Here is an 18757-nt window from a genome sequence, read left to right as displayed (position 1 = left end):
CGCCGGTCCCGGGCGTTCCGGTGGCCGCGGCGTGGACATGGTGTCCGTATGACAGTTCTCATCGCATTCGACGGTTCTGACGACGCGCGGGCGGCGGTCGAGTACGCCGCGCGGCATCTGCGGGCGGAGCCGACCGTGATCATGACGGTGTGGGAGCCGCTGCTGGCACAGCTCGGCTGGGCGCCGCTCGCCGCCGCCGCGCCGGTCGCGGAGCCCGGCGACAAGTACGAAGAGGAGAAGCAGGCCGAACGGCTCGCCGAGCAGGGGGCCGAGATCGCCGGCGCCGCCGGGCTCACCGAGGTGACGACGCGCGCCGAACGCGGTGGCGGACCCGTGTGGGCCGCGATCGTCGATGTCGCGGACGAGCTGAACGCGTCCGTGATCGTGACCGGCTCACGCGGTCTCGCGGGCGCGCGGTCGGTGATCCTGGGCAGCGTCTCGACCCGCGTCCTTCACCATGCCCACCGCCCGGTCCTGGTGGTCCCGCCGCCGAAGCAGGACTAGGGCATGCCCACGGCGCGTTCGAAGGCGTCGTAGGCGTCCGCGCTGAACAGGACGAAGCGGGCGTCGACGACCTTGGTCGGGGTGGAGCGGACGGTGCCGACGGCGATGCGGGCGGCGTCGTCCATGGGCCAGCCGTAGATGCCCGCCGACACGGCGGGGAAGGCGATCGATTCGACGCCCAGTTCGTCCGCGACGCGGAGGGACTCGCGGTAGCAGGAGGCGAGCTGGTCGGAGCGGTCCTCGGAGGAGGAGTAGACGGGGCCGACGGTGTGGATGACCCAGTCGGCGGGCAGGCGTCCGGCCGTCGTCGCGATCGCCTGGCCGGTCGGCAGGCCGCCGCCGTAGTGCGAAGCGCGGAGCTTGCGGCATTCGTCCAGGATCTCGGGGCCGCCCCTGCGGTGGATCGCCCCGTCCACCCCGCCACCGCCCAGCAACGACGAATTGGCCGCGTTCACGACCGCGCCGACCTCCTGCTCGGTGATGTCGCCCCGGACAAGAGTGATCTTCATCTGCGCCGTTCCTCCGCATCTGCCGAACCTCATCAGAAGAGAAGAATTCTCCCCCGGGGCGGACGCGAAACGCGTTCGGGCGCTTCCCGGCGGTACGCTCATGGCGGACGAGGCTACGGGGAGGTACGGCTCGTCCGCTTTCGTCCGGCCGGACGCAGGGGGGTTCCATGCCGAACGCCGGGCGTGACCAGTGCAGACAGACACCACAGCAGACGATTCACAATGGCGTGACAGTCGCGGAGGTACCCCCTTGAAGATTCTCCTCGCCGGAGCGACCGGAGTCGTCGGTCGCCGGCTGATCCCGCTGCTCGTCCAGGCGGGCCATGAGGTCGCAGGGACGACACGCCGACCGGAACGCGCCGGTATGCTGCGCGAGCTCGGCGCGGCGCCGGTCGTCACGGACGTGTTCGACGGCGCCGCGGTGCGCGACGCCGTGGCCGCCGAACGCCCCGACGCGGTGATCCACCAGCTCACGGATCTCAGCTCCGAAGACTTCGAGGCCAACTCGCATCTGCGGATCGAGGGCACCCGGAACCTCGTCGAGGCCGCGAAGGCGGCGGACGTCGAGATCATGATCGCGCAGAGCATCGCCTGGCTGTACGTCCCCGGCGACGCGCCGGCGGTCGAGGCCGATCCGCTCGACTCGCGGCTGCCGCCGTACTCGGGCATCGCGGCGCTGGAGGCCAAGGTCGGCGAGATGCCGCGCGGCGTCGTCCTGCGGTACGGGGCGCTGTACGGGCCCGGCACGTGGTACGCGCCCGACGGCGCGATCGCGCAGCGGGTGCGGGCGGGCAGCCTGCGCCAGGCGCCGTCCTGGACGTCGTTCGTGCACGCGGACGACGCGGCGGCCGCGGCCCTCGCGGCGCTCGACTGGCCCGCCGGGCCCGTCAACATCGTCGACGACGAGCCGGCGACCACGGCGGACTGGCTGCCCGTCTACAGCGCGGCGCTCGGCGCCCCCACGCCGGGCAGCGCGGGCAAGCACGCGGCCGCGACGGGCCGTCCGGTCTCCAACGCCAAGGCGCGGAGCCTCGGCTGGAAGCCGCAGGTCGCGTCCTGGCGCACCGGCTTCGCGGAGATGGACGCGTCCGGCGTCACCGACTGACCCCCAGACTGCGCGAATTCCGGACGGAACGTGACAATCAGCCGCGTTCCGGTCAGCCGAACTGGAACGAGCGCTTCGCCAGCCCGAGCCAGTACCCGTCGATGACCGAGCGCCGCTCGGACGGGTCGTCGGCGTCTGCGCCGAGCGCCATGAACAGGGGCGCGAAGTGCTCCGTGCGCGGGTGCGCGATGCGCGCCGCGGGGGCCTTGGCGCGGAAGTCGAGGAGGGCGTCGATGTCGCCGCCCGTCACGGCCCGGTCCGTCCACTCGTCGAACTCCGCCGACCACGCGGGCGGGGCGGCGTCCGGATCCGGCCGCATCTCGCGCAGGTTGTGCGTGGTGAAACCGCTCCCGACGATGAGGACGCCCTTGTCGCGCAGCGGCGCGAGGCTCCGCCCGATCTCGAAGAGCCGTCCCGGTTCCAGGGTGGGCATCGACATCTGCAGCACGGGGACGTCGGCGTCCGGATACATCTCCACGAGCGGGACATAGGCGCCGTGGTCCAGCCCCCGCTCCTCGTCCCGACGCACGCCCGGGATGAGTTTGCGCACGTCGTCAGCCAGGTCCGGGGCGCCGGGCGCGTCATACCGGACGGTGTAGTACCGCTCCGGGAATCCCCAGAAGTCGTACACGAGCGGCACCCGGCGGGTCGCGCCGACGCTGAGCGGCGCCTCCTCCCAGTGCGCCGACACCATGAGGATCGCCTCCGGCTTCGGCAGCTCGGCCGACCAGCGGGCCAGCTCTCGGGTCCACCGCGCGTCGTCGGCCAGCGGCGGGGCGCCGTGGCTGAGGTAGAGCACGGGCATCCGGGCCATGTCATCATCCCCTTTTACTTGAGGCTTCAACACTACCCCATATAGTTGAAGCTTCAAGTCTTGAGACTTCAAACGTTTGGGTAGACTGACGGCATGACGGAAACGACGGGGGCGGCGAGCCCGGGGACGCGCTGGCTCGACGACGACGAGCAGGAGACCTGGCGCGCCTTCCTGTGGACGTCCCGCCTGCTCGGCGAGGCCCTCGACCGCCAGCTCCAGCGCGACTCGGGCCTGCCGCACACCTACTACATGATCCTGGCGATGCTGTCGGAGTCGCCGGGCCGCGCGCTGACGATGACCGAGCTGGCCGAGATCGTCTACTCCTCCCCGAGCCGCCTGTCGCACGCCGTCAACCGGCTGGAGGAGGCAGGATGGGTGAGCCGGTGCAAGCACGACACCGACCGCCGCACCACGATCGCCCGGCTGACCGACGCGGGCTTCGCCGTCCTCGCCGACGCCGCCCCCGGCCATGTCGCCGAGGTCAGGCGGCACCTGTTCGACCCGCTGACCCGCGAGCAGATGCTGGAGTTCCGGGAGACGCTCCGCGCCCTCCTGGGCTCCCTGGACCCGAACCGGGAAGCCCCCTGCGCGCGCGGCGAGGGTTAGGGCGCGAACACCACCGCGTGTGACTTCGCCTCGGGGTGTGCGGCGGCCAGGAGACGCATGCCCTCTTCCTCCAGGGCGGTGCGATCCGGTTCGGGGACCGGGTCGAAGGGGTCGATGCGCAGTATCGCCTCCCCGCGCTTCTTCTCGATCTTCCACATGCCGTGGACGAAGCCGTCCACGAGGAACGTCGCCCGGATGATGCCGTTGACGGTGAAGACGCGTTTGCGGTGCTCCTCGGTGATGATCCGGGCCCGGTCGGCGTGGGACAGCAGCAGGTTGTCGAAGTCCGGGAGGAACCGGACCGGCGCCGGCGTATCGGGATCGGGACGCGGCGCCTCCGGAAGGTCGTACAGCGTCCGGCCCTTCTCGTCCTGGAACGTCACGAGCCCGGGCCGGAGCCGCTCGACGACCTCGCCGAGCCGCGTCAGGCCCGACCACTGCTGGACGTCCTGGACGCTCGCCGGCCCGAACGCGCCCAGATAGCGCCGCACCAGGTCGTCCACGGACGGGTCGGGCACCGCGGGCCCCAGCCACTTCTCCAGCGTCGTGTGCCGGGCGATCCCGGACGCGCCCCAGATGCCGCGCGGCGGGACCTGCACGAGCGGCAGGCTGCATCGGACGGCCCAGGCGAGCATGGCCGCGTCCTCGTCCGGCCACCGTTCGGCGAGCCGGGCCCGCAGCTCCTTGTCGGTGCGCGGCTCGTCCTCCAGCAGGGCACGGGCCCAGGAGGCGACCTCCGCGAGGTCGACGCCGTCGAGTTCGCCCATGCGCGTCTTCAGGTAGTTGTCGAGGATCACCTGGGTGAGCGGCCGAAGCGCAAGGGCGTCGCGGGCGCTGACGAGGTGCAGCGTGCCGCGCATCAGCACGATCCGCAGCACCCGGCGCTCGGTCATCAGCTCCCCGACCTCGTCGAACGCGTGGTCCGCGAGCCTGGTCCACAGCCCGATGTGCGGCGGGTTCGGGGCCTGCGCCTGCATGCCGACCAGATGCTCGATCGCCTCCAGTACGGACATGGAATGCCGTTTCAGGAGCATCTGCCGGGCCAGCAACGCCCGGTTCAACGTCCGCCGGTCAGTCTTCATAGCGCGTCACCAGTTCCTGCCAGGTGGGAGGAGGGCCGGGGAGCTCCTGCTCGCCCGTCAGGTGCAGGGCGTCCAGCATCAGGGCCAGGTAGCGGTGCTGCAGCCGGTTCATGCGCTCGTCGTCGCCGATCCGGATGCCGTGCAGGTACTCAAGGATCACCGAGATGTCGCCGACCTGGATCTCGGGTCGCAGCGCGCCCGCCTCCTGGGTGCGTTCCAGCAGCCGCGTCGTCGCGAGGTGGATCTCGCGGCCCTTGCGGCTCATGTCCTCGGTGACCTCGAACGTGCCCGCCAGGCGCATGGTGAGGGAGCCGGCGCCGATGTCCAGGCAGCGGCGCATGAACGCGGCGAACGCCTCCCAGGCGTCGCCGTCGTCGTCCAAGGCCCGCTCCACCTCGGCGAGATAGCGGTCCATCCCGTCGTCGGCGAGCTTCTGGAGCAGGTCCTCCTTGCTTTTGTAGCGGCGGTAGAGGGCACTGATCCCCACCCCGGCGTGCTCGGCCACCGCGGAGATCGGCGCGCCCGGATCGGCGGTGAACACCGCGCGCGCCGCCTCCCGGATGAGCTCGTCGTTGCGTGCCGCCTGCGCCTTGCGCCCGCTCATGGGCGCCCGTGCCGTCGTCTCCATGCGCCCATAGTAAGGGAACGAAGAATTCCGTTCTACGTTGTGGGCCGGATTTCGGCGGGTTCGAACAGGCGCAGGCGATGCGCGAGCGCCGCCGCCTCCGTCCGGGACGAGGCATGAAGCTTCGCCAGGATATTGGACACGTGGACGCCGGCCGTCCGGGTGGAGATGAACAGCGTCTCCCCGATCTGGCGGTTGCTGCGGCCTTCCGCCACCAGGCGCAGGACCTCGGTCTCGCGCGGCGTCAGCCCCAGCCGGTCGCCCGGCCGCGGGTCCCGCCGCTCCGTTTCCGGTTCGTCCAGGCTGACGCGGGCCCGGACGGCGAGCAACTCGACCTCCCTGAGCAGCGGCTTCGCACCCAGCCGGGACGCGATTCCGGCCGCCTCACGGCACAGCGCCGGATCGGCGGACGCCTCGGCCGCGTGCCGCAGTGCACGGGCCAGCGAGTGGGGGCGGTCCAGCACGCGCCAGGCCGTCACCGCGTCGTCCCATGGCGCGTCACCGGCCTCGGCGAGGAAGGTCCACCGCTGGGCGGCCTGGACGGGGCCGATCACCGGCAGGCGTCCGGCCAGATCGCGCAGGGCGGCCAGGCGAGCGGCGGCGGCCTTCACCTCGTCCGGATCGCCCAGTGCCCGCGCGGTTCGCTCCCGCGTCAGCCGGGCGCCCGTCACCAGCACGGGCCACCCGTGGCGCGGGAGGGCGGCGAGGCCCGGTCCGGCGAGGACGCTGCCGAGGATCTCGTCGGCGCGCGACAGGTCGTCCTGCGCGAGGGCCACCTGGCAGCGCAGGTCGTGGAGCGGCAGGCGGAACATGGGGCCCCAGCTCGACGGACTCATGATCGAGTCCGCCTCGTCCGCCGCCGCGGCCGCGCCCGCCGTGTCGCCCTCCGCGAGCGCGATCAGCCCCAGCCTGGTGTGGGCGAGCGCGCGGAAAAGCGGCGGCGGGTCGAGCGCGAGGGTGTCGCGCAGCAGGTCGGCGGCCTCCGTCCAGCGGCCGAGGGCGAACAGCGGTTCGGCCAGCTTCGTCGCGAGCCCGGAGCCCTGGTCACGGGCCAGCCCGGCACGGCGGGCGATCTCCAGGCCGCGGCGTCCGCGTCCGGCGGCCTCCTCGTCCAGGCCGAGGCCGTGCAGCGCCTCCGCCTCGGCCATCGCCGCGATGACCAGCGGGACGGCCGGTTCCCCGGCGGCCCGGGTGATCTCGCGCGCCGCCGCGAACGCCGCCCGTGCCGCGTCCAGATCCCCGCCGAGCCCGTGGACGGAGCCGAGCGTGAGCAGCGCCGATGCCTGGACGCGGGCATCGGACGCGGTCGCGCGCGCCTCGGCGGCCTTCTCGGCCGCCTCCGCCGTGTGCGACAGCAGAAGCAGCCGGTTGGCGAGCGTGGCCAGCAGCCGTCCGCGGCCGGGTGTCCCGTCCGGGAGCAGCTCGACGCCGGCCCGGAGGTCGGCGAGGCCGTCGTCGCCGAGGCGGTGGCGCAGCATGCCGCGCAGTTCGAGGAGGGCCGCGGCGCGTTCCGGCGCGGGGCCGAGGCCGAGCGCCTCGGTCGCCAGCTCGGCGCCGCGGGCGGCCTCGCCCGCCGACAGGCACGCTTCGGCGGCGTGGTGCAGGACGTCCGCGCGGTCGGTGCCGAGCAGGCGTTCGGGGTCCTCGACGCCGTCCCACTGGCGGAGGAGGCGGGTCAGGATCCGCAGCCGTTCCGGATGGGCGTGCACGGACCGGGCCGCCAGCGCGGCACGCCACAGCGCCTCGAACGCCCGCTCCCGCTCGCCCGCCCGGCACCAGTGCGCCGCCTCCTCGGCCGCGGCCCGCCCGTCCGGGACGAGCCCGGGATCGTCGCACAGCACGGCACCCGACCGCGCGTGCAGGCGGGCCCGCGCGCCCGGCAGCACGTCCTCGTAGATCGCCTGGCGGAGCAGCGCGTGCCGGAACGCGTAGCCTCGCTCGGCCGTCCGCAGCAGCCCGCGTTCCACGGCCGGACGCAGTGCCGCCTCCAGCGCCGGATCGTCCAGGCCGCTCACCGATGCCAGGAGCCCGTGCGCCGGCCCTCCGCCGCACGTGGCCACCACGGACGCCGCGCGCAGAACGTCGCGGGAGTCGTCCGGCAGTGCGCGGAAGCCGGCCAGGAGCAGGTCGCGCAGCCGGACGGGCGTGCCACCGCGCGTGCCCGCGTCCGCGAGGGCCTCCACGAACAGCGGGTTTCCCTCGCTGCGCCGGCGGATCTCCGCCGCCTCGCCCGGTTCCGGGACCCGGCCGAGCCGGTGCGCGATCAGGACGCCGACCTCCGCGCAGGTCAGCGGGGCGGGTTCGAGGCTCTCGACGCGCCGGGAGCGCACCAGTCCGGCGAGCACCGGACGCAGCGGATGCCGCTCGCCGAGATCGGTCGACCGGTAGGTGCCCAGCACCAGGACACCCGGTCTGGACAGGTTGTGGACGAGGAAGACCAGAAGCTCGCGGCTGGACGGGTCGGCCCATTGCAGGTCTTCGAGGACGAGCACCAACGGGTGCTCAGTGGTGGCCGCCTCCAGCAGCGTAAGGACGTCCTCGAACAACCGGGCCCGACCGTGCATCGGGTCTGGGACGCTGTCAGGGACACCTAGGACCGGCAACCACTGCGCCAGGCCATGCCGTCCCCGCCCGGGGAGAAGCCCAGCGGCGCGCTCAGCGCCCAGTTCGCGGACGAGGGCGCGCATGGCGGCCGTGAAAGGCGCATACGCGAGGCCACCGGCGCCCACCTCCAGGCAGTCGCCCTGGACCACACGCGTCCCGGACGGGAGCCGGGCCGCGAACTCCGCGACCAGCCGGCTCTTCCCGATCCCGGCCTCGCCGCCGATCAGGACCGTCACCGGCTCGGTACCGCACGCCCGCGCGTACGCCTCGGAGAGCCTGCCCAGTTCGGCCGTGCGCGCGACGAACACCGGACCTCCTGAACACCGACCGCCGGAATCTGAAGAACCCGCCCCGCCGATCTACGTATTCCTCTCCATGTGGGCGAGGGACGTGCGGGACGAGCGTGGACTCCATGATCTCCGAAACGCGGAGCCGGCTCGTCCTGCCCGTCATCCTCTGCGCCACGTTCATGGCCTCGTTCGACTACATGGTGGTCAACGTCGCGACCCCGTCCTTCGAGCGCGACCTCCACGCCGGGCCGGTCGCCCTGGAGCTGGTCATCGCCGGTTACGCCTTCACCTACGCGGGCGGAATGGTGACCGGCGGACGGCTCGGCGACCTGTTCGGCCACCGCCGCCTGTTCGTCCTCGGCATGGCCGCGTTCACCGCGGCGTCGCTGCTGTGCGGGCTGGCGCAGTCGCCTGCCCAGTTGGTCGCCGCGCGACTGCTCCAGGGGCTGACGGGCGCGGCGATGGTCCCGCAGGTGCTCGCGCTGATCACCGCGTCCCTGCCGGCGTCGGCGCGGACCCGCGCGATGGCCTGGTACGGGGTGGTGCTGGGCGGCGGCGGCATCGCCGGGCAGGTGCTCGGCGGGCTGCTGCTCCAGGCGGACGTCCTCGGCCTCGGCTGGCGAGCGATCTTCCTGGTCAACGTGCCGGTGGGCGCCGCCGCCATCGGCTGCGCGCTCCGCGTGCTCCCCGCCGCCCGGTCGGGCCGGCGTCCCCGCCTGGACCCCGTCGGCGCCGTGGGCGTCTCCGGCGGCCTCGCGCTCGTTCTCGTCCCGCTGGCCATGGGGCGCGAGCAGGGCTGGCCCGCGTGGACATGGGTCTCGCTCGCCGCGTCCGTCCCCGTCGTGGCCGGGACGCTCGGCTGGGAACGGCGCCTCACGCGGGCGGGCCGCGACCCGCTGCTGGACCTCGGCCTGTTCCGGGCCCGCTCGTTCACCCTCGGCCTCGCGATCAACGTCACGTTCCTGGCCTCGTTCGGCGGCGTCAACCTCGTCCTCACCCTGCTCCTGCAGGGCGGCCTCGGGCTGACGCCGTTCCAGGCGGGCCTGACGTTCGGGCCGATGGCGCTGCTGACGATGGTCTCCTCGCTCCTCGGGCGCCGCCTCGTCGAGCGGTTCGGGCCGAGGGTCCTCGTGTGCGGGGCCATCGTCAACGCGGTCGGCGTCCTGGCGTTCGCCATCGAGCTGGACGTTCTCGGCGGCGGCGTGACGGCGGCCTGGCTGCTCGTCCCGCTCGGCCTCCTCGGGCTGGGCGGCGGGCTGACGCTGCCGTCCGTGATCGGCGCCGTCCTGTCCGGGATCGAGCCGTCCCGGGCGGGCGCGGCGTCCGGCGTGCTGACGACCGCGCAGCAGTTCTCGGGCGCGGCCGGGGTGGCGGTCCTGGGCGCGGTGTTCTTCGCGTCGCTCGGCACGCACCCGGACCGGGCCGCCTTCGCCGCCGCGGCCGAGACCGCCGCCTGGGCCGGCGTCGCGCTGGTCATGGCGACCGTCCTGCTGACCCTGCTGTTCCCGCGTCCGGCGGCCCCGGCCCCTGGACCGGAGCCCGTCCGGCTGGAAGAGCGTGGCGAAGTAGCCCCTTCTTGACGCGCGGGCCCTTCCGCGTCCATCATGAACATGCGTTCATGAACGCTAGTTCATAATGAGGAGGGGCTCATGACGGAGATCGTCAACACGCATCAGGCGGAGGCGTGGAACGGGTACGAGGGCGAGCACTGGGCCGAGCGTTACGACCGGTACGACGCCATGAACGGCGGGTTCAACGAGTTCCTGCTGGACGGCGCGGCGATCGGCCCGCACGACCGCGTGCTCGACATCGGCTGCGGCAACGGGCAGGTCACCCGGCTCGCCGCCGGACGGGCGACGCTCGGCGGCGCGACGGGGGTGGACCTGTCCGGCCCGATGCTCGCCCGCGCCCGGTCCCTCGCGGAGAAGGAGGGCGTCGCGAACGTGACGTTCGAGCAGGGCGACGCGCAGGTGCACCCGTTCCCGGACGCGGCGTTCGACGTGGCGGTCAGCAGGTTCGGCGTGATGTTCTTCGCCGACCCGGTCGCCGCGTTCGGCAACGTCCGGCGGGCGCTGCGGGAAGGCGGGCGGCTGGCGTTCCTGTCGATGACGCCGCTCGGCGAGACCGACATGGCGACGATCTTCGCCGCGCTTCCCGCGCGCGCCGAACCCCCGGTCGGGCACGACGGGCCGCTGTCGCTGTCGGATCCCGAACGCGTCCACGAGGTCCTCGAAGGCGCCGGTTTCCACGGGGTGACCGGCCGGAAGGTGGAGGCCGAGCAGATCTGGGGCCGGGACGCAGGCGACGCGGCGGAGTTCTTCGCCGGCTGGGGTCCGGTCCGCTACAACTACGGCGCGGGCGACGAGGTGCGCGACACCATCGCGACGGCGATGCGCCCGTTCGAACGCGACGGCGCGGTCCGGCTGCGCAGCACAGCCTGGCTCGTGACGGCGCGGCGATGAGACGGGTCGTGGTGCTCGGCGGGTACGGGGCGGTCGGCCGCGAGGTCGTCGCGGGCCTCCGCGGGCACGTGCCGGAGGTGGTGGTCGCCGGACGCGATCTCGCCAAGGCCCGGGGCGTCCACTACGTCGACGTGTCCGCGTCCCGCGAGGTGCTCGCCGGGATCGCGAAGCTGGACCGGCTCGCCACCGAGCGGAGCGCCACGGCGGTGCTGAGCGTCGGCCTCGCGCCAGGCATCACGAATCTGCTGGCCCGCGAGTTCGGCGGCGCGGACCTGGACATCGGCGTGCTGCTCGGGTCCGGCGAGCGGCACGGCCCGTCCGCCGTGGAATGGACACTCGACTCGCTCGCCGGCCTGGGCGAGTCCTGGCGGATGCGGTTCCCGGCCGTCGCGGTCGCGGCCGGCGGGACGGTCCGGGCGTTCACGGGACGGCGGCAGAGCCGCGCGACGGGCCTGGTCGCCGCGACGGTCGTCCGGCGGCTGGCCGGGATGCCGCCCGGCGTCCGGCACATCGAGGACGCCGTCGGCCCCGGCTTCCTGCCGGACCTGGCCGGGCCCGGGTTCGCGCTGACTCAATACGATGCCGGGTGATGTCACCTAGAAGAGCCGTAGGGGCCGGGGACCGGAGCCTGCGCGAGCATCTGATCGCCACGGCGGAGCGGATGATCGCCGAGCGCGGGGCGGCGGGCCTGACCGTCCGCGCGATCGCGCGGGAGGCCGGCGTCGCCGACGGCGTCCTCTACAACCACTTCGCCGACAAGGAGGAGCTGCTCGCGCACGCGCTGCGGGCACGCGCCGACGCGATCGGGCGCACGCTGGACCCGCTGCCCGAGCCCGGCACCGGGACGGTCGAGGAGAACCTGCGCGCGTACGTCGCGCACGGGCTGGTCCTGCACAACGGGCTGCTCCCGGCGCTGACCGGGCTGGTCGCGCAGCCGGACGTCCTCGCCCGGTTCGCGGCGCTGAGCGGCGGGGGCGAGGACTGGAACCAGCGGCTGTCCCGATACCTGCGCGCCGAGCGCGACCTCGGCAGGCTCGCGCCGGACGCCCGGGTGGACGCGGCCACCTCCATGATCGTCGGCGCCTGCCACGAGCCGGTGCTGTCGGTGCTGTTCCAGGGCCAGGGCATCGCCCACGAGGTCTCTCTGGACGTCGCCGACGATCTCGTGGCCACCGTCCTCCTGGGCCTCGCCGCGCGCTGACGGCCGCCGTCGCGCGCCACGAGGCGATCCCGCTACGACGCTACGAGGCCATGGCCGCCCTGACCTCGTCCAGCGTGCGGTCCGCGACCGCGTTGGCGTGCTCGTCGCCCGCGGCGAGCACGCCGCGCAGGTACGTCCGGTCGGCCATCAGCTCGGCGCGGCGGGCGCGGATCGGGCGGAGGAACTCGTTCACCGAGTCGGCCACGACCTTCTTCAGTGCGGCCGCGCCGCCGTCGCCGATCTCCGCGGCAACGGCGTGCGGGTCCCGGCCCTGGCACAGCGCGGCGAGCTGCACCAGGTTGGAGACCTCGGGGCGCGTCTCGGGCTCGTAGGCGATGTGCCGGTCGGCGTCGGTCACCGCACGCCTGATCAGCCGGGCCGTCTCGTCCTCGGTCGCGGAGAGCGCGATCGCGTTGCCGCGGCTCTTGCTCATCTTCTGGCCGTCCGTGCCGAGCAGGGTCGGCACGGCCGACAGCAGCGCGTCCGGCACCGGGAAGACGGGCCCGTAGCGCTCGTTGAAGCGGCGCGCGATCGTCCGGGTGATCTCCTGGTGCGGGAGCTGGTCCTTGCCGACGGGCACGAGGTTCGCCTTGCAGAACAGGATGTCGGCGGCCTGGTGGACGGGATAGGTGAACATCAGCCCGCTGACGGACGTCTGCCGGGACGCCCCGATCTCGTCCTTCACCGTCGGGTTGCGGCTGAGCTCTGCGACCGAGATCAGCGACAGGAACGGGAGCATCAGCTGGTTCAGCGCGGGGACGGCGCTGTGCCGGAAGATCGTCGCCTTGGACGGGTCGATCCCGGCGGCGAGATAGTCGGCGATCAGGCCGTCCACGTGCTCGGACACGTTGTCGGCGACGTCCCGGTCGGTGAGCACCTGGTAGTCGGCGACGATGACGAACAGCTCGACGCCGGCCCGCTGGAGCCGGACCCGGTTCGCCAGGGTGCCGAAGTAGTGGCCGAGATGCAGCGGTCCGGTGGGCCTGTCCCCGGTCAGGATGCGGAAGGCTCCAGGTTCGCCCGCGATGCGTGCTTCGAGTTCGCGGCTGCGGTCTTCGAGCGTGGTCTCCATGGGTCTCTCCTCGTGAGGTCCGGCCGTCCCGCCGGACCCGGCCGCGTCATCGAGGGAAAGAGGAGGGCCGCCCAGCGGACGGCCCGATGCGTGCGTGGATGTCGGCCGTCCTAGGACGGCCACCAACCCAGACACACGGTGCGGTTCATGGGCCCAAGCATAGCCCACGGAATGTAGCTGCTCACAGATAATCTAGAACGAAACCATCTTGGGTAGGCTGGACGCATGACCTCGATGGCCCCCGCGCGCACGCAGACCGACCTGTCGTTCCTGCTCGACCACACCAGCCACGTCCTGCGCACCCGCATGACCGCGGCGCTCGCCGAGATCGGGCTCACGCCGCGCATGCACTGCGTCCTGGTGCACGCCCTGGAGGAGGAGCGCACCCAGATCCAGCTGGCCGAGATCGGCGACATGGACAAGACGACGATGGTCGTGACCGTGGACGCCCTGGAGAAGGCCGGCCTCGCCGAGCGCCGCCCGTCGTCCAGGGACCGGCGCGCCCGGATCATCGCCGTCACCGAGGAGGGTGCACGGGTCGCCGCCCGCAGCCAGGAGATCGTGGACGGCGTCCACGCGGCCGCACTCGGCGCTCTGCCCGAAGACGAGCGCGATGCTCTCGTCCTGGCCTTGAACAACCTGGTCAGCGGGCATCTGGCCGCACCAGTGGAGAGCGCCCAGCCGGCCCGCCGGGCTCGCGAGCGCAGCAAGTAAATCCGTCAGAGATAGTCTGCAACAAAACTATCTGCTACGGTTTCTCCTGTGCCCCTGAAACAGGAGATGACCATGTCCTTGCCGATCCGGTCCTTGCCGCTCCGGTCCCGCTGGGCGGCGCTCGGCGTGCTGTCCGCCACGATGCTGATGACGATCCTGGACGGCAGCATCGTCACCGTCGCGACCCCCGCCATCCAGCACGATCTCGGCTTCTCACCCGCCGGGCTCAGCTGGATCATGAACGCCTACCTGATCCCGCTCGGCGGCCTGCTGCTCCTCGCCGGACGGCTCGGCGACCTCGTCGGCCGCCGCACGCTGTTCCTCACCGGGAACGCGGTGTTCACGGCGGCATCTCTGCTCGCGGGCGCCGCCACGACGTCCGGCCTGCTCATCGCCGCCCGGTTCCTGCAGGGCGTCGGCAGCGCGCTCGCCTCGGCCGTCGTCCTCGGCATCCTCGTGACACTGTTCACCGACCCGCGCGAGCGGGCGAAGGCGATCGGGGTGTTCAGCTTCACCGGCGCGGCCGGCGCGTCCATCGGGCAGGTACTCGGCGGGGTGCTGACCGACGCGCTGAGCTGGCACTGGATCTTCCTGATCAACCTGCCGATCGGCCTCGCCACGATCCTGCTGGCACTCCCGGCGCTCCCCCGCGACCGCGGCATCGGACTGGCGGCCGGGGCCGACGTCCCGGGTGCACTGCTCGTCACGTCCGGGCTGATGCTCGGCATCTACACGATCGTCAAGGTGGAGCGCTACGACTGGATCTCCGCGCACACCCTCGGCCTCGGCGCCGTGTCGCTGCTGCTGCTCGCCGCGTTCACCGTACGGCAGGCCCGCGCGGCGACCCCGCTGATGCCGCTGCGGATCCTGCGCTCCCGCAACGTGTCCGGCGCCTACGTCGTCCAGTTGCTCACCCTGTCGGCCATGTTCTCGTTCCAGGTCATCGTCGCCCTCTACATGCAGCAGGTCCTCGGGTACGGCGCGCTCGAAACCGGCCTGGCGATGCTCCCGGCGGCCGTGGCGATCGGCGTGGTGTCGCTGTTCGTCTCCGCACGGCTGTCCAACCGGTTCGGGGAGCGGTTCGTGCTCATGGCCGGGCTGGTGCTGCTGATCGGCGCGATGGCCTGGCTCACCACCGTCCCGGTGGACGCCGCCTACGTCACCGACCTGCTGCCGGTGTTCGTCCTGGTCGCGGGTGCGGGGCTGGTCCTGCCGTCGCTGACGGGACTGGGCATGTCGAGCGCCCGGCCCGAGGACGCGGGCATCGCCTCCGGACTGTTCAACACCGTCCAGCAGGTGGGGATGGCGCTCGGCGTCGCGGTCCTGACCACGCTCGCCGCGTCCCGCACCGAGAACCTCCGGGCGGACGGACGGGACGGCGCCACCGCGCTGACCAGCGGCTACCACCTCGCCTTCGGTGTCTCCGCCGGCCTGCTGGTCGCCGCTCTCGCGGTGTCCCTGCTCGTCCTGCGCCGCCCGAAGCCCGTGACCGGCACCACCGCGCCGGTCGAATCCGTCCCCGCCAACGCCTGACCGCCCCGATCACCCGAGAGGACATCACGATGACCGAATACGGCCCCGGACAGGGACCCGGCCCCAAGCCCATCAGCGAGGACGACCTCTCCCGCCTCCTCGGCGAGCAGCAGTTCGCCGTCCTCGCCACCAACAAGAAGAACGGCCACCCGCACGTGTCGACCGTCGTCTACGCGTGGGACCCGGACGAACGCGTCGTGCGGATCTCCACGACCGACGGCCGCGCGAAGGTGAAGCAGCTCCAGCGCGACCCGCGGGCGGCGCTGCACGCGTCCAGCGCCGACCACATGTCCTTCGCCGTCGCCGAGGGCAGCGCGGAACTGTCGGACGCGACCGAGAAGCCCGGCGACGCGACCGGGCGGGAACTGCTCGCGATGACGCCGGGCTTCGACGACCCGGCGGACGAGCAGGCGTTCCTGGAGCAGATGGTGAAGGACCGGCGGCTGGTGATCCGCCTGCGCGTCACCCGCCTCTACGGGACCGTCCTGTCCGACTAGTGGGGCAGGACGAGGAGCAGCAGGGGGAGGCCGGCGATGACGGGCACGGCGACGGTGGCGGCGACGCGGGTCTTGCGGGGCAGCGGTTCCGGCTCCAGCAGCCGGTTCACCCGCGCCATCACCGGGATGTCGCTGTGCGAGGCGACGCCGAGCGTGCCGGACGGCGCGGCGGCCGGGCGGGCGGCCGCGAACCGCAGCAGCGCGGTCGCCAGCTCGCGCGCCGGACGGCCGTGCCTGGCCCGGTCGTCGGCGGCCATCTCGATCAGCAGCTCCACCGCGTCCAGGCACCGTCCGACCAGCCGGAACTGCGGGAACACCTGGCGCAGCGACGCGAACGGCAGCAGCACCAGGTCGTGCCGCTCGCGGGCGTGGGCGCGCTCGTGCGCGAGCACCGCGGCCAGCTCGCCGCGGTCGAGCAGCTCCATCGTCCCGGCGCTGACGACGACCTTGGACGAGCGGACGCCCGGCACGCAGTACGCGGCGGCGCCGGGGTGGTCGAGCACGAGGGTGCCGGGCACGGACGAGTCGCGGCGCGACACGAGCGCGAGCAGCGCCCGGTGCCGCCGCCGGGCACGCACGACCCGGACCACCGCGAACATCAGCATGACCAGCAGCACCCCGGCCAGGCTGATCGCAGCGAGCAGCGCCGCCACCTGGAGCGCGTTGAGCCGGGCCGCCTGGTCGTCGTACAGGCCGGGCAGCCCGCCGAGTACGCCCTTGCGGTACGGGAGCAGGGCGAGGCCGAGCAGCGCGCCGATCGTGGCGACGCCCCAGCACAGCCCGAGGGCCTGCCAGAGCGCGATCCCGATGCGCGGCGTCCGCCACGTCCACTGAGCGCGGGACAGCAGATGCGCCCCGCCGACGGTCCCCAGGGAGATCAATGCGAGCAGGGCGGTGCCGGTCATGCCGGTGGTTCCTTGCTGGTGAGGCCGGCGAGGGCCTGGCGGATGACGTCGATCTCGTCCCGCGACACGGACCGGACGAAGTGCGCGAGCGCCGCGTCACGGTCGCCGGTCTCGTTCAGGGCGCCCAGCATCAGCTCGGTGACGTACACCTCGCGGCTCGCCACCGGGTGGTAGCGCCAGGCGCGGCCGTCGCGCTCGCGCTCAAGGAAGCCCTTCTTGGCGAGCCTGTCGAGCACGGTCATGATCGTGGTGTGCGCGAGATCGCGGTCACCGGCGAGCGCGCGGCTCACGTCACGGGCGGTCGCCGCGTCGTGGCCGGCGTCCTCCCGCGCCCAGAGGATCTCCATGACCGTGCGTTCAAGCTCTCCCAGACCCTTCACGACAGCCAGGTTATCCGACGGTCCCGTAGGGGACCACGTCAGGTAGTACTACCGCCTGTAGGGGGCGTGACCAGGCCCAGCTCGTAGGCGATGATGACGAGCTGGACGCGGTCGCGGGCGTCCAGCTTGGTCAGCAGCCGCGCCACGTGCGCCTTCGCCGTGGCCACGCTGATGAACAGCTCCCCGGCGATCTCCTGGTTGGACAGGCCGCGTCCGACGAGGGTGAGGACCTCGCGCTCACGCTCGGTGATGCCTTCCACGGGCCGCGTTCGCTGGATGGCCGGATCCGGGCGCGCCGCGAACTCCTCGATCAGCTTCTTGGTGACGCTGGGCGCGATCAGGGCCTCCCCCTTCGCGACGACGCGGATCGCCGCGAGGATCTCCTCCAGCGCCATGTCCTTTACGAGGAAGCCGCTGGCGCCCGCCCTGAGGGAGCCGTAGACGTACTCGTCGTCGTCGAACGTGGTCAGCATCAGGACGTGCGCGGTCTCGATCCGGCGGGTGGCCTCGATGCCGTCCATGTCGGGCATGCGGATGTCCATCACGACCACGTCGGGTTCGACGTTCTCGACCAGGCCGACCGCTTCGGCGCCCGTCCCGGCCTCGCCGACGATCTCCATGTCCGGGGTGTCGGCGATGAGCACGCGCAGGCCGGCGCGGATCAGCGGCTGATCGTCGGCCAGCACGATGCGGATCGTCATGCCGCCGCCGGTGCGGGGATGCGCGCCGCCACCCGGAACCCGCCCTCCGGACGGGGCCCGGCGGTGAACTCGCCGCGCAGCAGGGTGACCCGCTCTCGCATCCCGACGATGCCGTACCCGGTGCCGACCACGCCGCCGGCCCCGTCGTCCTCGACCTCGATGGCCAGTTCCTCGTCGCCGTAGCCGACGGTGACCCGGCACTGGCCGGTGCCCGCGTGCCGGACGACGTTCGTGACCGCCTCCTGGACGATCCGGTAGGCGGAGAGATCGACGTCCGGCGGGAGCGGCCTGGGCTCGCCTTCCGTCCGGATGTCGACCTTGACGCCGGCGTCCAGCGTCGCCTCGGCGAGCCGGGCGAGGTCGTCCAGGCCGGGCACCGGGCCGAGCGGGGCCGTTCCCGGGTCGTCCTTGCGGAGCGCGGTGAGCATTCTCCGCAGACCGGACAGGGTGTCGCGGCTGGTGGCCTCGATCGCGTCGAGGGCGTTGCGGGCCTCCGCCGGCTGTGTGTCGATCACCCGTCCGCCCACGCCCGCCTGGATCGCGATGATGCCGATGCTGTGCGCGACCATGTCGTGCAGCTCCCGCGCGATCCGGAGCCGCTCCGCCGCGACCGCCTGCGCCGTGGCCTGCTCGCGCATCATGTCCGCATGCTCCCGGCGCACCCGGACCGAGTTGCCCACCATCCAGATGACGACCATCGCCAGCACGACGGTGGCCAGGAACGAGTCGTTCGCGGACAGGAACGCGGCGACGGACAGGGCCTGCACGACGCAGGTGACGACCGCGACGGGGACCGAGAACGCCCGCGGACGACTGGCCGCGATATAGCCGACCGACAGATCGGTGAGCAGGATCTGCAGCCCCGCGACCGACCCGTTCGGCATCTCCACGAGGGCGAGGACCCAGGCGAAGAGCAGGATGCCGTGGGCCGGCAGCGGACGGCGCCTCAACAGGGCCAGGACCCACACGGTGAGACCGGCAGAGAGCAGGACCTCCAGTTGGTCGCCGTAGTTCCCTCTTGAGACCGTGAGGAACAGGACGCCGGGATAGAGGAGGGCCCCGGACCAGGCCAGGACCGCCCCGGCGGTGAGAGGGGGCTTCCGGGTCCCCGGCAGGGCTGACATGCGCCGATCGTAACCGGCGCCGCCCCTCC

20 protein-coding genes are annotated in these 18757 nt (G+C 72.7%); 10 read left to right on the top strand and 10 right to left on the bottom strand.

Annotation, left to right across the window (positions count from 1 at the left end; all coding sequences use genetic code 11):
• Positions 1 to 48: 48 nt before the first annotated feature.
• Positions 49 to 504: a universal stress protein gene (locus ACQPZP_RS06460; protein WP_433476717.1), complete on the top strand. Its 456-nt coding sequence runs from the start codon at positions 49 to 51 to the stop codon at positions 502 to 504.
• Here the strand turns inward: ACQPZP_RS06460 and ACQPZP_RS06455 are convergent.
• Positions 501 to 1013: an O-acetyl-ADP-ribose deacetylase gene (locus ACQPZP_RS06455; RefSeq protein ID WP_433476716.1), complete on the bottom strand. Its 513-nt coding sequence runs from the start codon at positions 1011 to 1013 to the stop codon at positions 501 to 503. The genes ACQPZP_RS06460 and ACQPZP_RS06455 overlap by 4 nt on opposite strands.
• 250 nt (positions 1014 to 1263) lie before the next feature.
• Here ACQPZP_RS06455 and ACQPZP_RS06450 point away from each other — a divergent pair, with 250 nt between their 5' ends.
• Positions 1264 to 2118, top strand: coding sequence for an NAD-dependent epimerase/dehydratase family protein (locus ACQPZP_RS06450; protein WP_433476715.1), 855 nt, complete (start codon positions 1264 to 1266; stop codon positions 2116 to 2118).
• Between the two features lie 52 nt (positions 2119 to 2170).
• Here ACQPZP_RS06450 and ACQPZP_RS06445 read toward each other — a convergent pair whose 3' ends face one another.
• Positions 2171 to 2932 (bottom strand): dioxygenase family protein, encoded by a 762-nt coding sequence (locus ACQPZP_RS06445; protein WP_433476714.1) that lies wholly within the window; start codon positions 2930 to 2932, stop codon positions 2171 to 2173.
• A 93-nt stretch (positions 2933 to 3025) separates the two neighbouring features.
• Between ACQPZP_RS06445 and ACQPZP_RS06440 the strand changes: the two genes are divergently transcribed.
• The gene (locus ACQPZP_RS06440; protein ID WP_433476713.1) at positions 3026 to 3538 is read left to right on the top strand and encodes a MarR family winged helix-turn-helix transcriptional regulator; all 513 of its coding nucleotides are present in this window, start codon (positions 3026 to 3028) and stop codon (positions 3536 to 3538) included.
• Here ACQPZP_RS06440 and ACQPZP_RS06435 read toward each other — a convergent pair.
• The 3 genes from ACQPZP_RS06435 to ACQPZP_RS06425 are packed head-to-tail and all read right to left on the bottom strand — an operon-like array spanning position 3535 to position 8157.
• Entirely contained in the window at positions 3535 to 4620 is a 1086-nt protein-coding gene (locus ACQPZP_RS06435; protein WP_433476712.1) for a winged helix DNA-binding domain-containing protein, read from the bottom strand. The genes ACQPZP_RS06440 and ACQPZP_RS06435 overlap by 4 nt on opposite strands.
• Positions 4610 to 5248: a TetR/AcrR family transcriptional regulator gene (locus ACQPZP_RS06430; protein ID WP_433476711.1), complete on the bottom strand. Its 639-nt coding sequence runs from the start codon at positions 5246 to 5248 to the stop codon at positions 4610 to 4612. Before ACQPZP_RS06430 ends, ACQPZP_RS06435 begins: the two co-directional genes overlap by 11 nt.
• Before the next feature lie 32 nt (positions 5249 to 5280).
• The gene (locus ACQPZP_RS06425) at positions 5281 to 8157 is read right to left on the bottom strand and encodes an ATP-binding protein (RefSeq protein ID WP_433476710.1); all 2877 of its coding nucleotides are present in this window, start codon (positions 8155 to 8157) and stop codon (positions 5281 to 5283) included.
• Positions 8158 to 8261: 104 nt separating this feature from the next.
• Here ACQPZP_RS06425 and ACQPZP_RS06420 point away from each other — a divergent pair, with 104 nt between their 5' ends.
• From ACQPZP_RS06420 to ACQPZP_RS06405, 4 genes are all read left to right on the top strand, one after another.
• Positions 8262 to 9719 (top strand): MFS transporter, encoded by a 1458-nt coding sequence (locus ACQPZP_RS06420; protein ID WP_433476709.1) that lies wholly within the window; start codon positions 8262 to 8264, stop codon positions 9717 to 9719.
• A 69-nt stretch (positions 9720 to 9788) separates the two neighbouring features.
• Entirely contained in the window at positions 9789 to 10601 is an 813-nt protein-coding gene (locus tag ACQPZP_RS06415; protein WP_433476708.1) for a class I SAM-dependent methyltransferase, read from the top strand.
• Positions 10598 to 11191 (top strand): hypothetical protein, encoded by a 594-nt coding sequence (locus ACQPZP_RS06410; RefSeq protein WP_433476707.1) that lies wholly within the window; start codon positions 10598 to 10600, stop codon positions 11189 to 11191. The genes ACQPZP_RS06415 and ACQPZP_RS06410 overlap by 4 nt, the downstream gene beginning before the upstream one ends.
• Positions 11191 to 11802, top strand: coding sequence for a TetR/AcrR family transcriptional regulator (locus ACQPZP_RS06405; RefSeq protein ID WP_433476706.1), 612 nt, complete (start codon positions 11191 to 11193; stop codon positions 11800 to 11802). Before ACQPZP_RS06410 ends, ACQPZP_RS06405 begins: the two co-directional genes overlap by 1 nt.
• A 40-nt stretch (positions 11803 to 11842) precedes the next feature.
• Here ACQPZP_RS06405 and trpS read toward each other — a convergent pair whose 3' ends face one another.
• Positions 11843 to 12874 (bottom strand): tryptophan--tRNA ligase, encoded by a 1032-nt coding sequence (gene trpS / locus ACQPZP_RS06400; RefSeq protein WP_433476705.1) that lies wholly within the window; start codon positions 12872 to 12874, stop codon positions 11843 to 11845.
• A gap of 225 nt (positions 12875 to 13099) precedes the next feature.
• On the opposite strand from trpS, the gene ACQPZP_RS06395 reads away from it, so the two are divergent.
• The 3 genes from ACQPZP_RS06395 (at position 13100) to ACQPZP_RS06385 (ending at position 15618) form a co-directional block, all read left to right on the top strand.
• A complete protein-coding gene (locus ACQPZP_RS06395) occupies positions 13100 to 13588 on the top strand; it encodes a MarR family winged helix-turn-helix transcriptional regulator (protein WP_433476704.1) in 489 nt (162 codons plus the stop codon).
• A 72-nt stretch (positions 13589 to 13660) separates the two neighbouring features.
• Positions 13661 to 15121 carry an MFS transporter gene (locus ACQPZP_RS06390; protein WP_433476703.1) on the top strand — a complete coding sequence of 487 codons (1461 nt, stop codon included), beginning with the start codon at positions 13661 to 13663 and terminating at the stop codon, positions 15119 to 15121.
• A 29-nt stretch (positions 15122 to 15150) separates the two neighbouring features.
• A complete protein-coding gene (locus ACQPZP_RS06385) occupies positions 15151 to 15618 on the top strand; it encodes a TIGR03618 family F420-dependent PPOX class oxidoreductase (protein WP_433476702.1) in 468 nt (155 codons plus the stop codon).
• Here ACQPZP_RS06385 and ACQPZP_RS06380 read toward each other — a convergent pair.
• The 4 genes from ACQPZP_RS06380 to ACQPZP_RS06365 are packed head-to-tail and all read right to left on the bottom strand — an operon-like array spanning position 15615 to position 18728.
• Positions 15615 to 16523 carry a M56 family metallopeptidase gene (locus ACQPZP_RS06380; protein WP_433476701.1) on the bottom strand — a complete coding sequence of 303 codons (909 nt, stop codon included), beginning with the start codon at positions 16521 to 16523 and terminating at the stop codon, positions 15615 to 15617. The two genes, ACQPZP_RS06385 and ACQPZP_RS06380, sit on opposite strands and share 4 nt — an antisense overlap.
• Positions 16520 to 16903 (bottom strand): BlaI/MecI/CopY family transcriptional regulator, encoded by a 384-nt coding sequence (locus ACQPZP_RS06375; protein WP_433476700.1) that lies wholly within the window; start codon positions 16901 to 16903, stop codon positions 16520 to 16522. The genes ACQPZP_RS06380 and ACQPZP_RS06375 overlap by 4 nt, the downstream gene beginning before the upstream one ends.
• A 38-nt stretch (positions 16904 to 16941) precedes the next feature.
• Positions 16942 to 17604: a response regulator gene (locus ACQPZP_RS06370; protein ID WP_433476699.1), complete on the bottom strand. Its 663-nt coding sequence runs from the start codon at positions 17602 to 17604 to the stop codon at positions 16942 to 16944.
• On the bottom strand, positions 17601 to 18728 hold the full coding sequence (locus ACQPZP_RS06365; RefSeq protein ID WP_433476698.1) for a sensor histidine kinase: 1128 nt from the start codon (positions 18726 to 18728) through the stop codon (positions 17601 to 17603). The genes ACQPZP_RS06370 and ACQPZP_RS06365 overlap by 4 nt, the downstream gene beginning before the upstream one ends.
• Positions 18729 to 18757: the final 29 nt, after the last annotated feature.

This window comes from Spirillospora sp. CA-142024, from assembly GCF_050942325.1.
In the GTDB taxonomy this organism is placed as follows: domain Bacteria; phylum Actinomycetota; class Actinomycetes; order Streptosporangiales; family Streptosporangiaceae; genus Spirillospora.
Note: the sequence above shows the minus strand (reverse complement) of the source record. Positions and strands in the feature narration are given on the sequence as shown.

Excerpts from the sequence above, each read along its gene's own strand:
- ACQPZP_RS06390 (WP_433476703.1), top strand. The coding sequence starts at position 13,661 with ATGTCCTTGCCGATCCGGTCCTTGCCGCTCCGGTCCCGCTGGGCGGCG.
- ACQPZP_RS06370 (WP_433476699.1), bottom strand. The coding sequence starts at position 17,604 with ATGACGATCCGCATCGTGCTGGCCGACGATCAGCCGCTGATCCGCGCC.
- ACQPZP_RS06420 (WP_433476709.1), top strand. The coding sequence starts at position 8,262 with ATGATCTCCGAAACGCGGAGCCGGCTCGTCCTGCCCGTCATCCTCTGC.
- ACQPZP_RS06385 (WP_433476702.1), top strand. The coding sequence starts at position 15,151 with ATGACCGAATACGGCCCCGGACAGGGACCCGGCCCCAAGCCCATCAGC.
- ACQPZP_RS06455 (WP_433476716.1), bottom strand. The coding sequence starts at position 1,013 with ATGAAGATCACTCTTGTCCGGGGCGACATCACCGAGCAGGAGGTCGGC.
- ACQPZP_RS06435 (WP_433476712.1), bottom strand. The coding sequence starts at position 4,620 with ATGAAGACTGACCGGCGGACGTTGAACCGGGCGTTGCTGGCCCGGCAG.
- ACQPZP_RS06430 (WP_433476711.1), bottom strand. The coding sequence starts at position 5,248 with ATGGAGACGACGGCACGGGCGCCCATGAGCGGGCGCAAGGCGCAGGCG.
- ACQPZP_RS06395 (WP_433476704.1), top strand. The coding sequence starts at position 13,100 with ATGACCTCGATGGCCCCCGCGCGCACGCAGACCGACCTGTCGTTCCTG.
- ACQPZP_RS06410 (WP_433476707.1), top strand. The coding sequence starts at position 10,598 with ATGAGACGGGTCGTGGTGCTCGGCGGGTACGGGGCGGTCGGCCGCGAG.
- ACQPZP_RS06460 (WP_433476717.1), top strand. The coding sequence starts at position 49 with ATGACAGTTCTCATCGCATTCGACGGTTCTGACGACGCGCGGGCGGCG.
- ACQPZP_RS06365 (WP_433476698.1), bottom strand. The coding sequence starts at position 18,728 with ATGTCAGCCCTGCCGGGGACCCGGAAGCCCCCTCTCACCGCCGGGGCG.
- ACQPZP_RS06405 (WP_433476706.1), top strand. The coding sequence starts at position 11,191 with ATGTCACCTAGAAGAGCCGTAGGGGCCGGGGACCGGAGCCTGCGCGAG.
- ACQPZP_RS06380 (WP_433476701.1), bottom strand. The coding sequence starts at position 16,523 with ATGACCGGCACCGCCCTGCTCGCATTGATCTCCCTGGGGACCGTCGGC.
- ACQPZP_RS06445 (WP_433476714.1), bottom strand. The coding sequence starts at position 2,932 with ATGGCCCGGATGCCCGTGCTCTACCTCAGCCACGGCGCCCCGCCGCTG.
- ACQPZP_RS06415 (WP_433476708.1), top strand. The coding sequence starts at position 9,789 with ATGACGGAGATCGTCAACACGCATCAGGCGGAGGCGTGGAACGGGTAC.
- trpS (WP_433476705.1), bottom strand. The coding sequence starts at position 12,874 with ATGGAGACCACGCTCGAAGACCGCAGCCGCGAACTCGAAGCACGCATC.
- ACQPZP_RS06440 (WP_433476713.1), top strand. The coding sequence starts at position 3,026 with ATGACGGAAACGACGGGGGCGGCGAGCCCGGGGACGCGCTGGCTCGAC.